Origin of the sequence: Bradyrhizobium sp. BWC-3-1 (genome assembly GCF_032917965.1) — a bacterium.
Taxonomy (GTDB): Bacteria; Pseudomonadota; Alphaproteobacteria; order Rhizobiales; family Xanthobacteraceae; genus Bradyrhizobium; species Bradyrhizobium canariense_D.
In genome coordinates, this window is sequence record NZ_CP136625.1 from 609,400 (window position 1) to 623,270 (window position 13,871).

Sequence of the window (13,871 nt, forward strand, 5' to 3'; positions counted from 1 at the left end):
CCCTTGTGGGAGAGGGTGGATCGCCGCGAAGGGGCGAGACGGGTGAGGGGTCACTCTCCGCGTGCGAATCTCTCGCGTCAGAACTCCCGGAGACAGACCCCTCATCCGGCGCCATAGCCGATGCGAAGCATCGGCGTTTTCAAGAACGGCGGCCGAAGGCCGCCTATGCCACCTTCTCCCACAAGGGGAGAAGGGAAAACAGCGCCCGCACCTCTACTTCTTTTTCTGGCCGATCTCCGGCTGCCACGCCGCGTCCTTGCGGCTCGGCGCTGCGGCGCTGGTCTTGATCTTGTCTTTCTTCGGCTTCTTGGTCTCGCGGTTGCTGCGTTGCTGTCCCTTGGCCATGACGTCGTCTCCTCCTGGGTTTCGAGTTCGTCCGCGTGCGAGATCGGCGCTGCAATGGTCGCTGGGCGGGGCTGTGAGATGCACCCGCCCGAACCAATGAAGATCGCCGCCGCGCACACGAGGCGCGAAAGATGCAGCGCAACATCGACGCGCGGCAATTGCGTGAGCTGCGCTGACGTGGTCGAGCGTACGCCCGCGCCCTGCCGATTGCGAGGACTAAAACGCCGCGTGCGAGCACCGCGCTTGCGCCTTAAGTCCCGGCCCACGCTGACATAATGCTGGCTATTGCCGGGCAACAAGCGCATGGTCCGTCATAGCTGGTGTCGGTTGGGGCCCCTTCTTTGCGAAAGGCAGGCGCGCATGACCATCCGCTCGCGGCGAGAAACCATCACCTTCAAGCATCCATTCCACATCCGCGGCCTCGAGCGCGAATTGCCGGCCGGCGCCTATGAGGTCGTCACCGACGAGGAGATGATCGAGGGCCTGTCCTTCGCATCCTATCGCCGTGTCGCCACCATGATCACGGTGCCCTCCGAAGGCGTGCGCGGTGCGACGGAGATGCTGTCGATCGGCTCGGTCGACCTGGCGGATGCCCAACGTATCGACGCGAGTGCCGCCAATGACTGAAATTCCGGTCGATCTCGACAGCCACCGCGGCATGGCCGCCCAGAAGGCAACCGATCTGCGCCGCGCGCTGGCCGATGTCGAGGCCCAAGTCAGGGAGCTGCGCGAGCGCGAGGCCGAGCTCGAAAACCGCATGATGTCGGTGCCCGCCACGTCCTGGCCCGAGGCCGCCGTGAAGGCCCGCCATCTGCTCAACCTCTATGCCGCCAGCCTGCCCTCCGAGGACACCCGCCACCGCGCGCTGGTGGCCGCGCTGTTCGACGATTTCGCAAGGCTCAACGGCGACGGCTGAAGGCGAACCAACGCGTGTCGCCATCGCGCAATGCTCGCAAACACAGGCGTCGTCCTGGCCGAGTGCGCAATTGCGCACGGAGCCAGGACCCATAACCACCGAAGCGACTTGTTGTGCACCCTCGTGCCACAGCGTGCTTCGATAACGCCGACCGGCGTCCCCCCGTGCGCCATCGCGCACAAGGCCGGCACGACGCGCGGACGCAAAAGGAGTACCCCATGACACTCACCACCAGCCGCTTCATCGCCCACGACCAGGACCGCGGCATCGTCCAGTTCTCGATGCAGGACGGCGCGAAGGAGATCGCCTGCGCGATCTCGACCTCCGCCATGGACGACCTCGAGCGCGGCCCGCGCGCCAGGCCGAGCGAACGGGAAGAGCAGTTCACGCGCCTGCGCGAACGCATCGAAGCCTGCACCGGACGCAAATATCAGGCGACGGAGTTCGAAGGCACCCCGCCGGGGATCGTGCTGCGGAGCATTGATTTTCGGGGGTAGGGCTGCTGCCCAGGCAGCTGCTAAAGCGCCGAAACGCCGGAAAGCTGTAGCGGACTCCCATTTCGGACGTAAGTCTTCGTTTGACTTATGGCCCAAGTGGTTGTGATAATTCATGAGACACGTTTTAGACGAATGTGCAATATTGAGCCGGGTCGCTATTCGATAGGCTTTGCCAGCTTTGATCTAAGCCAACCATTTGATTGCCGTCCAAGATTGTATCTTTCAAAACAGCGCGATCTCGTTCTTTCATGGAAACCTTTGTATATCGCTTGGAAACTGATCCAGTAATCTTGCTGGAGCATGTGTCAAACATTCGCTCCTTGGCTGATCGAGAGAAAGAGGCCCTCGGATTTTTACCTGAAGCGGCCTACCGTGACGCGATTATGCAACGGCGGCTATTTTGCATGTTTGCGAGGGGGGCTGATGCGGTCGAGATCGCAGGCTTCATCCTGTTTAGCGGCGTATTTCCCAACGCGCGAGTTCAGCAGGTCGCAGTTTCTGCGTCTCATCGACGGAGCGGACTTGGATCGGCCCTGATCAATGCGCTCGTGTCACACCTCGAAAGTCGAGGGTATTTGAATGTGACGGCTGCGGTTGCGTCGGACTTGAGCGCGGCGCAATCGTTCTATGAGAAGCGAGGATTTATAGCGCGTCGCGTTCGCGACGGTGGAGCTGCGCGACAGCGCACCATAGTGTTGCGTTCCAAGGAACTGGATACAGCAAGTCTGTTCACGTTGATGGCTCCGCCTTCCGCCAGGGACGAACTAGCGCCAGACCTGAGGCTTCGGTCGCCCAGCGCTTTTGAAGCGCCGCTGTATGCAATCGATCTCAACGTGCTATTCGATCTCCTTAAGCAGCGCACCCGTTCGGGCATTGCCAATCGACTCTTTGGCGCTGCTTTAGCGCATCGCGTGCGGCTCGCGGTAGCACCAGAATTCATTGTAGAATTGGAACGTACCTCGCATGGTGATGCGCTCGATAGCACCCTTCAACTTGCGCGCCAATTACCTCGCATTCCATCAGCACCGAAGGCTGACGTGGATCGAATAGCCGCAAGCATCCATAAAAAGGTGTTCGAAGAAAAGGGCACTTCGCAAGCGAACACCAAGCAGGCAATAAGTGACTCACGTCATTTGGCAGAGGCCGCGCTGGCCCGGGCGTCGGGTTACATTACGAGCGACCGCCGTTTGCTCGATGCGCGAGAGTCGCTCCTTGAGCTCGTTGGTATTGATATCGCTAGCTTAGACGAGTTTGTCGAGTTGCTCCACGCGGAAGATGTGAGCTTTGAACGAGGGCAATTGCAGGGAACGCAATGCGAAAGTAGAACCGCTGCGGTCGACGAAGTTCGAGCGTATCTGGCCGCTCAAGCGGTAAGTGGACGGCTCGTCGATTTACTTCTGCCAACCAGATCGACAGTCGGACAGATAAGAGCGCGGGCGGCTCTTGAAAATGCGGAGATCGTTGGGATTGGTCTGTATTTGGCTCCTCATACCCTAGATGCCGCCGCCAAAATGCTCGTGCACGTGCGGTCAGATCACGTCTTGTGTGAGACCTTTGCTGAACATCTGTTGGACGAACTGATACGAGAGGCAAGTCATGCCGGGCCAGTGACTATCGAATTGCGGAGAATTGCGGGCCAGACTGCAGTTAATCAAGCCGCAAAACTGAGAGGATTCTTGCCTGCCTCAGATCCCGACATCCTGATCAAAGTCGCGCTCGGTCGTCCGCTTACGCCAACCTCATGGTCGTCTCTAGCGCGGCAGATGAGACGTAGAACAGGTTTGTCGCTTCCAGACGTCCCTCCGCACGGCGCAGATTCCGTAAAGATTCAGGCCCCAGATGGAACGTTTCTAGTAGTGAAAATGCCTGCGCTGGAAGCTGCTCTCGGTCCCACGATAATTGCGTGGTCCGACCGTAGCGCAGTAATTGTGCCAATTGCAAAGGCGTTCGCTGACGATCTGCTAGGTACAGCGGATCAGTTTGCTCTGTTCGGAAGGCCATCGGCTGCGTTCCTCGGGCTTCGCACATACTTCAATAGTCCAAGAACGTCGTACCTGATGCGCCCTGGATCGCCGATCCTATTCTATGAGTCTAAGCGAACCGGAGGACGAGCAGCAGTTGTGGCTGCGGCTCGGATTGTGGATACGACAGTTGTGCCCAAAGAACAGGTACCAAGCGAGTTCTTGAAGCGGGCTGTAGTTGAGGATCTGGATCCGCTGACGACGTCGAACGACATCCTAGTGACGTCCTTCGATAATTTGCTTCGATTCCCGAATCTTGTAAAACTTGAGGCTCTTCGAGAAATCGGAGCGATAGGCTCGGCTAATCTACAAACAACGACAGCTTTACCGAGCACTCTGCTAGCGAAGATATTGGATCTCGGATGGTCAAGTGACTGATGCTGTCGATGCAATCATTTCGATTCATCCGGGATATGCAACGGCGATCCTCGACGGGACTAAAACAATTGAATTAAGGCGCCGAATTCCGTCGCTTGGCAAAGGCGCTCGCTTGTGGATCTACGCAACCCGTCCAACGGCTGCAGTTGTCGGGGTCGCGACCATAGCAGATGTAAGCCGTGCTCATCCTCGAACAATCTGGCAGAAGCATAGGGCCGCGGCAGGCGTAGACTACGATTCTTTCACAGAATATTTCGCCGGCACTACCCAAGGCATCGCCATTCTCCTGGCTGCGGCAAGACGAGTTCGTCCGGTGTCCCTTGAGCAATTGAGAAAAGTTCGAGCCAGCTTCCACCCGCCTCAAGTTCTCGTTCGTCTGACCTCAGCCGAGGCGGAGGCTCTGGAGAATCTCGCCAAACCATAGACGAATTGGAAGCTGACCATTTGGAACTGTGGGGATCGGGATCGATTGAATTCAATGCTTCCAGCGAGGAAGCCGTCGAGTAGCTGGCGCTTCTAACAAAGCTCGATTCGTTGCATTCTGTGTACGGCGAATGTTCGCTTTGCCTTTCGAAGGTGGCAATAGCCAAACAGACACAACTTACCTTCCTTTTCGATCTTGATCTTTCTGCCAAGCAAACTTTGAAGCCCAGGAACCGTTAGTTTGCGCATTTCACTTGGTGTGACCTTGCGAGTCGTCGTTGATCCGTCGGGCTTCTTGTAGCGAAAACGCACGTCTTTATTTTGAGAAAGGGCTTTATTCAGCAATTCGATCTTCTTTTCGATGGTGCTGGGTTCGTTGATGCGGCGATCTTCGTATTTGAATTTGCGCCCTCCGTGTTGCGCGCTGTGGCATTTTTCGCAAAGCAGCGCGAGGTTCTCGAGCCGGTTGGTGCCGCCCTCACTTAAGGCCCGCATGTGGTGCAGATGGAGCCGACCAGTGATGCCGCACCCGTTGCAGCTATAGTGATCGCGAGCGTTGGTTAGGCGCTGTCGTTCATCCCAATCAGGTGGATAAGTAGGCCACAAATCGTAGATGAGGCGAATCTTTGCGAGCGTTGCTTCGTGCTCGTCCCGAGCAACTCGTATCCGCTCAGCAAGATGCTGCTTTGCCGCAAGTAGCTCGATCTGTCGCGACCGAAAAAATATCATTGAGATGTTGTCGATGAATCCTAACGGCTTTCGAAGCTCGCTAAGAAGTCGTTGTTCTCGAAACTTGAAATCCTCAGCGTCTCGCTTGAGCCGTTCAAGGCAACGCTTATGAAATACCGAGCCATCGACGAGGACGCCATCGGTCATAACTCCGGTGGAGCAAATGCGACAAGTATCCACGCAATTGCCTTTCGCCGAAATGTTCGCGTTTACGCAACTTAGATAATGCAGACGTGGGACGCAACTTCAGGTCGAACGCTCCAAAACAAACGGCCGGATCTTCCGATCCGGCCGTAATGCAAACTCTATCCAGCTAAGCCTACGCCTCGCGACGCAAGCCCTCGCCCAATCCGAAAATTCTTAGCTCGCCTTCTTCTCCGGCGCCGGCGTCGGGCCGACCTTCTTCTGGATGGCGCGCTTCAGCTCGAGGGCGCGCGGTGACAGCACGGCGGCCTTGGCCTTGAGCAGGAAGGGATCGAGGCCGCCATTGTGATCGACGCTCTTGATCGCGTTGGTGGAGACGCGCAGGCGCACGTTGCGGCCCAGCGCTTCGCTGATGAAGGTCACGTTGACCAGGTTCGGCAGGAAGCGGCGCTTGGTCTTGATGTTGGAGTGGCTGACCGTGTGGCCGACCTGGGGGCCCTTGGCCGTCAATTCGCAGCGGCGAGACATGGCAAAATCCTCAATCTTTCCCAACGATGTGCGGCCGCCATTCGGGGCGCCACGGGCAAATCTCTGTCCTTGCAGGGAGCGGGCGGACGTATAGGGGGGAAGCGGCGGGACGTCAAGGTTTTGGGGCGGGTTTCGTGCCTCACGCGAGCTGTCATCGCCCGGCTCGCCGCCTTCGCTGAAGCTTCGGCGGGCCGAGCACCCGTGTGGGCCTCGGCGTAGCCTTGGCGGAGCCGGGACCGGGCGATCCAGTACGCCGAGACGGTGCGGCTGACCAGAGGGGCCGCGGCGTACTGGATGCCCCGGTCAAGCCGGGGCATGACGGCGGTGGAGGTGGCGCGGTGAGGTGCGCTTTTCAGTCCCACCCCGATCACCAAAACGGCAATGATTATCGCGCCTTACCATCACATAAAGGGCGTATTCGCGCCCGAAAAGTCCGGTGGAGTTCCGGACGCGGATAGGCCCGGACGCATTGCTTGGCGCGGTATTTGGCTTAAGTAACAACCGTTCGCGCCCCGATTGGATTGTTTCGTGCTCACAACGCCTCATCTTGCGCCCGGCCTGCGCTCAGCGGAGCGGCGCGCGAGGAATCCGCGCGCTGCCGGCCGCTGGGTCATGGCGGCCCTTGGCGGGCTGGTCTTGGCGTGGGCGGCGGAGCCCGCGGCGGCGCAGGGCAAGCTCGAGGCGCAATATGAGGCGACGCTGGCGGGCATTCCCGTCGGCAAGGGCGCCTGGAATATCGACATCCAGGACGACGTGTTCGCGGCCGCGGCCTCCGGCGGCACCTCGGGGCTTCTAAAATCCTTCGCGGGCGGGTCGGGCACCGGCGCCTCGCAAGGGCGCGTGGTCAACGGCGCGCTGGTCGCGACCGGCTACCAGGCCTCCACCACCACCTCGAAGAAGACCGAAGAGATCCGCATCACGCTCGACAAGGGCAATGTGAAGGATTTTGCCATCCTGCCGGAGCCGCCGGTCGATCCCGACCGCATCGTCGTCACCGATGCGCATCGCCGCGGCGTCTGGGACCCGATGACGGCCTCGCTGGTGCGCGTATCCGGCACCGGCGACGTGCTGTCGGCGGACGCCTGCCACGGCAGCGCCGCCGTGTTCGACGGCCGCATGCGCTATGAGCTCAAGCTCGATTTCAAGCGCATGGAGAACGTCAAGGCGGAGAAGGGCTATCACGGCCAGGTCGTGGTCTGCTCGCTGTATTTCGTGCCCATCGCCGGCTACATCCCCGACCGTCCCGTGATCAAATATCTCGCCGCCCAGCGCAACATCGAGGTCGCGTTCGCGCCGATCGCCGGCACGCGCATCCTGGTCCCGTTCTGGCTGAAAGTGCCGACGCCGCTCGGGCCGGCCATGCTGGAAGCGACCAGCTTCATCACCAGCGCCCAGCCGCCCAAGGTCGCGAAGACGCAGTAGGCCTGCCGTCCCTGCGCTGATCTCCCTTTTGGCGAAAATAAATGCGAGCGATGTCAATGACATGCCTACTGTGCATGGGGTTGTTTTCGCGCTTTTTGTTTGGAGCGGGTCGAGAACCGGGAATCCATTTGACTCCTCCCCGATTCTGATTCGACTCCGCGCCGTCCCCAGCTTTAACGAATCCGCCACCGAAACGTCGCTTGTGCGGCGGGCCAAAACTCCATCTAGTGCGACCCAACAAGCCTCCCGCGACATCTTGCGTGAACGGAACAGGACTCAAGGGGGAGTCAGCGATTCGGCCGCGATTCGTTCTCAACTCGTTCCGAAGCTTAAAGCCAACGCGAAAAGCGTCAAAGTGAGACAGTTGCGCTGGGTTCAGGGAGAGGCGCCGCATTCTCCGCCGTCATGCCCCGGCTTGACCGGCGCATCCAGTACGCCGCGCCCTCTCGGTTTGATCTGCGCCGCCTCTGGAATACTGGATCGCCCGGTCGAGCCGGGCGATGACACCAGCGCGTGAGGCGGGCCCTTCGCGCCACCGCCCCAAAACAGCACTGACATTCGCCCCAATCGCCATTACCTAATCCCCCAGATGCCTTTTTCCTCCTCTCCCTTCGCTTCCGAGCGGCTTCCCGGCGCCGGCGTCACTGCGGTGCTTGGTCCCACCAACACCGGCAAGACCCATCTCGCCATCGAGCGGATGCTCGCGCATCCCTCCGGCATGATCGGGCTGCCGCTGCGCCTGCTGGCGCGCGAGGTCTACAACAAGATCGCAGCAAGGCTCGGCCCCGATGCCGTCGCGCTCGTGACCGGCGAGGAGAAGATCAAGCCGAAAGCGCCGCGCTATTGGGTCTCGACCGTCGAGGCGATGCCGCGGGATCTCGACGTCTCGTTCCTCGCCGTCGACGAGGTGCAGATCGCATCTGATCTGGAACGCGGCCACGTCTTCACCGATCGCATCCTCAACCGCCGCGGCCGCGACGAGACGCTGCTGCTCGGCGCTGCGACCATGCGCCCGATCATCGAGCGGCTGCTGCCGGGCGTCTCCATGATCACGCGGCCGCGCCTGTCGCAGCTGGAATTCGCGGGTGATCGCAAGATCACGCGGCAGCCGCGCCGCACCGCCATCGTCGCCTTCTCGGCCGACGAGGTCTACGCCATCGCCGAGCTGATCCGCCGCCAGCATGGCGGCGCCGCCGTGGTGCTGGGTTCGCTGTCGCCGCGCACCCGCAACGCGCAGGTCGCGATGTTCCAGAACGGCGAGGTCGATTACCTCGTCGCCACCGACGCCGTCGGCATGGGCCTCAATCTCGACGTCGACCACGTCGCCTTTGCCTCCGACCGCAAGTACGACGGCTACCAGTTCCGCCGCCTGACGCCGTCCGAATTCGCCCAGATCGCCGGCCGCGCCGGCCGCGCCACCCGCAACGGCACCTTCGGCACCACCGGCCGCTGCGGCCCGTTCGAGCCCGAGCTCGTCAATGCGCTGCAGAACCACACCTTCGATCCCGTGAAGGTTTTGCAATGGCGCAATTCGAAGCTGGATTTTGCTTCCCTCGGCGCGCTCCAGGTCTCGCTGAACCTGGCCCCCGGCCACGAGGCGCTGACGCGCGCGCCGATTGCCGAGGACATGCGCGTGCTCGACCACGCCGCCCGCGACGCCGAGGTGCGCGATGTCGCGCATGGCAAGGACGCCGTGGAACGGCTGTGGGAGGCCTGCCAGGTCCCGGATTATCGAAAGCTGTCGCCGGCCGCCCATGCTGAGCTGGTGACGACGCTGTACGGCTTCCTGATGCGGAAGGGATGCATCCCCGACGCCTGGTTCAGGACCCAGATCGACCAGGCCGACCGCGTCGACGGCGATATCGACACGCTGTCGGCCCGGATCGCGCAGATTCGCACCTGGACCTTCGTCGCCAACCGCCCCGACTGGCTGAAAGACCCCGAACGCTGGCAGGGGATCGCCCGCGAGGTCGAAAATAAATTATCGGATGCGCTCCATGAACGCTTGACTGAGCGTTTCGTTGATCGCCGGACCAGTGTATTGATGCGCCGCCTGCGGGAGAACACGAGCTTGAATACGGAAATCGGCAAGACCGGCGAAGTCATCGTCGAAGGCCATGTCATCGGCCGCCTCGATGGCTTCACCTTTGCACCGGATGCGGCGGAAGCCGGCTCCGATGCGAAAGCGTTGCAGGCTGCAGCGCAGGCCGTGCTCGCCGGCGAGATCAACGCGCGCGCCGAAAAACTGAGCAATGCGCCGGACGAGCAGTTCGTGCTGACCTCGGAAGGCATCATCCGCTGGACCGGCGACGCCGTGGCGCGGCTGTCTGCCGCAGAGGAGGCGCTGCATCCGCGCATCCGCATCATCTCCGACGAACGCCTCACGGGCGCCCCCCGCGACAAGGTGCAGGCCCGGCTCGAGCTCTGGCTCAAGACGCATATCGAAAAGCTGCTCGGGCCGCTGTTCGAGCTCAGCAAGGCCGAGGACGTCACCGGCATCGCCCGCGGCATCGCCTATCAACTCGTCGAGGCGCTCGGCGTGCTGGAGCGCCCGAAGATCGCCAACGAGCTGAAGGATCTCGACCAGCCCTCGCGGGCGACCTTGCGCAAATACGGCGTCCGCTTCGGCGCCTATCACCTCTATTTCCCCGGCCTGCTCAAGCCGGCCGGGCGTGCGCTGGCCGCGCTGCTCTGGGCGCTGAAGCAGGACAATGTCGATCCCTCCGCGCTGTCGGGCGCGCAGCATCTGGCAAGCTCCGGCCGCACCTCGTTCCCGGTCGACAAGCAGCTGCCGCGCGATGCCTATCGCGTGCTCGGCTACAAGCAGGCCGGCGAGCGCGCCGTGCGCGTCGATATCCTCGAGCGCCTGGCCGATCTGATCCGTCCGGCGCTGGCCTGGCGCGAGAACGCGTCTGGCGAAAAGCCCGCCGGGGCATTCGACGGCCGCAGCTTTGTGGTGACGCAGGCGATGACCTCGCTCACCGGCTCCGCCGGCGAAGACTTTGCCTCCGTGCTGCGTGCGCTCGGCTATCGCATGGACAAGCGCCCGCCGCTGCCGGCGAAGCCGGCTGCGGCTGTTGCCGAGACGCCTATTGCTGACGCGCCTGTTGCTGAAGCCTCCAGCGAAGAGACGCCCGCAACCGAAACGCCGGTCGAGGACGCCGCAACCCCTGCGGATGCCGCGATCGAAGCCGCTGCCGAGCCTGTGACCGTCGAAGACGCGCCCGGGATGGAGCAGCACGACGAGCCCGCGCATGACGAGCCGGCGCTCGAAGCTTCCGTCACGCCGGAAGACGCTCCCGGCATCGCGCCACCTGCGGAAGAGCCTGTTGCCCCCGCTGAAGCTGTCGAAACCGCACCTGCCGAAACCGCGCCTGCAGAGACCGCTGCAACTGAAGCCGCTGCGTCGGCCGATGCGGCAGCGCCCGTGGAAGCCGCGGCGACGCCCGCCGAGCCCGAGCTCATTGAGGTCTGGCGTCCCGCGGGCCGTCACGATGATCGCAAGCCGCGCCACGAGCGCCATCGCAACCAGCGTCATCACCAGCCGCGTCCACAGGCGGCCGCTGAAGCCGGCGCTGCGCCTGCCGAAGGCGAAGCCCAGCCTGCCGCCGACGGCGAGAAGCGCGGTGAGCGCCATCGCCATGGCGGCGGTCATCGTCGAGATGGTGGCAGGGACTTCCGCAAGCCGCGAGAAGGTAGCGCCGAAGCTGCGCCGCGTCCCGAGGGCCGCGACGACAAGAACCGCCGCTTCGAGGGCAAAAATGGCGGCAACAAGGACCGCGACAACAAGGACCGCAACAAGGGCAAGTTCGGCGGCGATCGCGACAAGGGCCGCGATAACCGTGGCCGCGACCGCGACAAGGGCCGCGACCGCCAGGGCGGCCCGTCGCTGCGGCCCTACGCATCGAGCGCCACCCCGCGCGAGCGCGATCGTCCGGTCGATCCGAACTCGCCGTTCGCGAAGCTCGCTGCGCTGAAGGAGCAGCTGTCCGGGCGTAAGGAGTGAGCCCACGACCGAGCGGCAGCGCATCGACAAATGGCTGTGGCACGCGCGGGTGGTGAAGGCGCGCACCTCCGCGGCCGCGCTTGTCGAGTCCGGCCATGTTCGCGTCAACGGCGCACGCGAGAAATCGCCGGGGCATGCGATCAAGATCGGCGACGTGCTCACCATCGCGCTCGATCGCACCGTGCGCGTCTTGAAAGTCATCGCCTTCAACGAGCGCCGTGGCGATGCCGCCTCGGCCCGTGTGCTCTACGAAGAGCTCGGTGAAGGCCCGCCAAGTTCTCAGCGCAATTAATTGCGCTTTGAATTCATTTCTTGGTCGATCAAGCGCATAAAGCCGTCATGATCGGCCGTTCCTGAGCTTGCGGCGCCGGGCCATCCGCGCTACGCAAGCCGCGACTTTTAAAAGAGCTTTTCGGAGCGTTGGATGACTTACGTCGTCACTGAAGCGTGCATCAAGTGCAAGTACACCGACTGCGTCGAGGTCTGCCCGGTCGACTGTTTCTATGAGGGCGAGAACATGCTCGTCATCCATCCTGACGAGTGCATCGACTGCGGCGTGTGCGAGCCGGAATGCCCCGCCGATGCCATCAAGCCGGACACGGAACCGGGCCTGGAAAAGTGGCTCACGGTCAACGCCGACTACGCCAAGAGCTGGCCGAACATCACCCAGAAGAAAGAATCACCCGACGACGCCAAGGATTTCGACGGCATGGAGGGCAAGTTCGACAAGTATTTCTCGCCGAACCCCGGCTCCGGCGACTAATTCGGGTCAAACTTAACCCTATTAGCGGCCTTACCGCCGAAAACTAGGCCTTAACACCCCTAAATCATTGATTTTTGCGGGAAATGTGCTATATTGGGCACATTGAGCCGAACCCTGGTTAGCCCCGTCGGCCCCGTTGGGTTCCCGTGAAACCAAATGTCGAACAGGGGCGTGGCAGTTTCCGCGCGCAGGCTGTGTCACAGAAAACGCGTAAAAAGAGTACTTCAGCGAAGGCTTCCCATAAGGACGCCAAGAAAGTCGCCGCGGCCAGCCGTAGCGCATCCAAGGGTCGGACCGCGACGAAGGCGCCGGCTGCAAAGTCCTCGAAGAACAAAAGAAGCGCAATGCCTAACAAGACTGCCAAGCCGGCCGCGAAAGCGACCGTTGCCAAGCCTGTTGCCGCCAAGCCCGCCGCCAAGCCCGCTGTTGCCAAGGCTCCCGCTGCCAAGCCCGCCGCAAAGGCTCCTGTTGCTGCTGCTCCTGCCAAGGCCCCTGTTGCTGCCGCCAAGCCGGCCATGAAGCCCGCGGCTGTTGCGCCGAAGGTCGAGGAAAAGAAGGTTGTGACCCAGCGTCAGGGCTTCAAGGCCAACGAATTCGTCGTCTATCCCGCTCACGGCGTCGGCCAGATTCTGGCCATCGAGGAGCAGGAGATCGCCGGCGCGAAGCTCGAGCTGTTCGTCATCAACTTCATCAAGGACAAGATGACGCTGCGCGTGCCGACCGCCAAGGTCGCCAATGTCGGCATGCGCAAGCTCTCCGACCCCGCGCTGGTGAAGCGTGCGCTCGAGACCCTCAAGGGCCGTGCCCGCGTCAAGCGCACCATGTGGTCGCGCCGCGCCCAGGAATACGAAGCGAAGATCAATTCGGGCGACATCGTCGCTATCGCGGAAGTCGTGCGCGACCTCTATCGCTCCGAGTCGCAGCCCGAGCAGTCCTACAGCGAACGCCAGCTCTATGAAGCAGCGCTCGACCGTCTCTCCCGCGAGATCGCGGTGGTGCAGCACTCGACCGAGACCGAAGCGGTCAAGGAGATCGAGGCCCAGCTCGCCAAGAGCCCGCGCCGCACTGGCGCCAAGTCCGAAGCCGCCGAAGGCGAGGCCGATGCGGACGCCGAGGGCGATAGCGACGAGACCGAGGGCGGCGCCACGGTCGCCGACGAGGCCGCGTAAGCGTCTCGCGCGTCGAACGCAACAGATCAAAGCCCGGTCTTACGGCCGGGCTTTTTGTTTTGGAGACGCTGACCGCCCCGGTTCGGGGACGTCAGCGGGCGGAATTGCTTTGAGCCTATGCGGTCCTGAGCAGGATCAAACCCGCGATGCGCTTCCCGAAGCGCCGCGCCCGGTCTCGCGGTCGTCTCCGCGCGCGTCAGTCGCAACCGTCGACCACCAGGCGCCCAACGCATCGATCAACGGCACCAAGGTGTGGCCGGCGGCGGTCAGATCGTACTCGACCCTCAACGGGTATCCGTCGAATTCCGTGCGAGTCACGATACCGGCGTCCTCCAGCTTGCGAAGCTCGAGGGCGAGCATCCTGTGCGAGATGGTCGGATTGTCCCGACGCAAGTCGCTGAACCGTTTGGTGCCCTGTTTCAAATAGTAGATCAGAAGCGTAGGCCACCGGCCGCTCAGGATCTGCATCACTTCCTCGATGGGACATCTCGAAACGAGATCTTTCATCGGCGGGCTCCAGGTTACAAAAA

General features: G+C 62.2%; 14 protein-coding genes. 10 read left to right on the forward strand and 4 right to left on the reverse strand.

The features are described from left to right. Window positions 1-213 precede the first annotated feature (213 nt). Entirely contained in the window at window positions 214-345 is a 132-nt protein-coding gene (locus tag RX329_RS02880; RefSeq protein ID WP_007599247.1) for a hypothetical protein, read from the reverse strand. A gap of 360 nt (window positions 346-705) precedes the next feature. Between RX329_RS02880 and RX329_RS02885 the strand changes: the two genes are divergently transcribed. The 5 genes from RX329_RS02885 (at window position 706) to RX329_RS02905 (ending at window position 4,581) form a co-directional block, all read left to right on the forward strand. After that, complete coding sequence (locus tag RX329_RS02885; protein ID WP_085351640.1) at window positions 706-972, forward strand: hypothetical protein; 267 nt, start codon at window positions 706-708, stop codon at window positions 970-972. Further along, the gene (locus tag RX329_RS02890; RefSeq protein WP_085351639.1) at window positions 965-1,261 is read left to right on the forward strand and encodes a hypothetical protein; all 297 of its coding nucleotides are present in this window, start codon (window positions 965-967) and stop codon (window positions 1,259-1,261) included. Before RX329_RS02885 ends, RX329_RS02890 begins: the two co-directional genes overlap by 8 nt. Window positions 1,262-1,479: 218 nt before the next feature. Beyond that, window positions 1,480-1,758 (forward strand): DUF1488 family protein, encoded by a 279-nt coding sequence (locus tag RX329_RS02895; RefSeq protein ID WP_085351675.1) that lies wholly within the window; start codon window positions 1,480-1,482, stop codon window positions 1,756-1,758. 248 nt (window positions 1,759-2,006) lie between these two features. Then, window positions 2,007-4,157 (forward strand): GNAT family N-acetyltransferase, encoded by a 2,151-nt coding sequence (locus RX329_RS02900; RefSeq protein WP_085351638.1) that lies wholly within the window; start codon window positions 2,007-2,009, stop codon window positions 4,155-4,157. Further along, window positions 4,150-4,581 carry an ASCH domain-containing protein gene (locus tag RX329_RS02905; protein WP_158091563.1) on the forward strand — a complete coding sequence of 144 codons (432 nt, stop codon included), beginning with the start codon at window positions 4,150-4,152 and terminating at the stop codon, window positions 4,579-4,581. The genes RX329_RS02900 and RX329_RS02905 overlap by 8 nt, the downstream gene beginning before the upstream one ends. Window positions 4,582-4,673: 92 nt before the next feature. On the opposite strand, the gene RX329_RS02910 is transcribed toward RX329_RS02905, so the two are convergent. Further along, window positions 4,674-5,456 (reverse strand): HNH endonuclease, encoded by a 783-nt coding sequence (locus tag RX329_RS02910; RefSeq protein ID WP_085358845.1) that lies wholly within the window; start codon window positions 5,454-5,456, stop codon window positions 4,674-4,676. A 213-nt stretch (window positions 5,457-5,669) separates the two neighbouring features. Beyond that, window positions 5,670-5,981 (reverse strand): 50S ribosomal protein L28, encoded by a 312-nt coding sequence (gene rpmB / locus RX329_RS02915; protein ID WP_026232426.1) that lies wholly within the window; start codon window positions 5,979-5,981, stop codon window positions 5,670-5,672. Window positions 5,982-6,593: 612 nt separating this feature from the next. On the opposite strand from rpmB, the gene RX329_RS02920 reads away from it, so the two are divergent. The 5 genes from RX329_RS02920 (at window position 6,594) to RX329_RS02940 (ending at window position 13,341) form a co-directional block, all read left to right on the forward strand. Further along, window positions 6,594-7,403: a DUF3108 domain-containing protein gene (locus RX329_RS02920; RefSeq protein ID WP_085384094.1), complete on the forward strand. Its 810-nt coding sequence runs from the start codon at window positions 6,594-6,596 to the stop codon at window positions 7,401-7,403. 589 nt (window positions 7,404-7,992) lie between these two features. Next, window positions 7,993-11,409: a helicase-related protein gene (locus RX329_RS02925; protein ID WP_085358843.1), complete on the forward strand. Its 3,417-nt coding sequence runs from the start codon at window positions 7,993-7,995 to the stop codon at window positions 11,407-11,409. A gap of 49 nt (window positions 11,410-11,458) precedes the next feature. Further along, a complete protein-coding gene (locus RX329_RS02930; protein ID WP_018452947.1) occupies window positions 11,459-11,701 on the forward strand; it encodes a S4 domain-containing protein in 243 nt (80 codons plus the stop codon). A gap of 132 nt (window positions 11,702-11,833) precedes the next feature. Then, window positions 11,834-12,172 carry a ferredoxin FdxA gene (fdxA, locus tag RX329_RS02935; protein ID WP_018452948.1) on the forward strand — a complete coding sequence of 113 codons (339 nt, stop codon included), beginning with the start codon at window positions 11,834-11,836 and terminating at the stop codon, window positions 12,170-12,172. A gap of 344 nt (window positions 12,173-12,516) precedes the next feature. Then, window positions 12,517-13,341 (forward strand): CarD family transcriptional regulator, encoded by an 825-nt coding sequence (locus RX329_RS02940; protein WP_085384092.1) that lies wholly within the window; start codon window positions 12,517-12,519, stop codon window positions 13,339-13,341. Window positions 13,342-13,476: 135 nt separating this feature from the next. Here RX329_RS02940 and RX329_RS02945 read toward each other — a convergent pair whose 3' ends face one another. Then, a complete protein-coding gene (locus RX329_RS02945; RefSeq protein ID WP_018452950.1) occupies window positions 13,477-13,848 on the reverse strand; it encodes a winged helix-turn-helix transcriptional regulator in 372 nt (123 codons plus the stop codon). Between the last annotated feature and the right edge of the window lie 23 nt (window positions 13,849-13,871).

Excerpts from the sequence above, each read along its gene's own strand:
- RX329_RS02880 (WP_007599247.1), bottom strand. The coding sequence starts at position 345 with ATGGCCAAGGGACAGCAACGCAGCAACCGCGAGACCAAGAAGCCGAAG.
- RX329_RS02885 (WP_085351640.1), top strand. The coding sequence starts at position 706 with ATGACCATCCGCTCGCGGCGAGAAACCATCACCTTCAAGCATCCATTC.
- RX329_RS02890 (WP_085351639.1), top strand. The coding sequence starts at position 965 with ATGACTGAAATTCCGGTCGATCTCGACAGCCACCGCGGCATGGCCGCC.
- RX329_RS02895 (WP_085351675.1), top strand. The coding sequence starts at position 1,480 with ATGACACTCACCACCAGCCGCTTCATCGCCCACGACCAGGACCGCGGC.
- RX329_RS02900 (WP_085351638.1), top strand. The coding sequence starts at position 2,007 with ATGGAAACCTTTGTATATCGCTTGGAAACTGATCCAGTAATCTTGCTG.
- RX329_RS02910 (WP_085358845.1), bottom strand. The coding sequence starts at position 5,456 with ATGACCGATGGCGTCCTCGTCGATGGCTCGGTATTTCATAAGCGTTGC.
- rpmB (WP_026232426.1), bottom strand. The coding sequence starts at position 5,981 with ATGTCTCGCCGCTGCGAATTGACGGCCAAGGGCCCCCAGGTCGGCCAC.
- RX329_RS02920 (WP_085384094.1), top strand. The coding sequence starts at position 6,594 with ATGGCGGCCCTTGGCGGGCTGGTCTTGGCGTGGGCGGCGGAGCCCGCG.
- RX329_RS02925 (WP_085358843.1), top strand. The coding sequence starts at position 7,993 with ATGCCTTTTTCCTCCTCTCCCTTCGCTTCCGAGCGGCTTCCCGGCGCC.
- fdxA (WP_018452948.1), top strand. The coding sequence starts at position 11,834 with ATGACTTACGTCGTCACTGAAGCGTGCATCAAGTGCAAGTACACCGAC.
- RX329_RS02940 (WP_085384092.1), top strand. The coding sequence starts at position 12,517 with ATGCCTAACAAGACTGCCAAGCCGGCCGCGAAAGCGACCGTTGCCAAG.
- RX329_RS02945 (WP_018452950.1), bottom strand. The coding sequence starts at position 13,848 with ATGAAAGATCTCGTTTCGAGATGTCCCATCGAGGAAGTGATGCAGATC.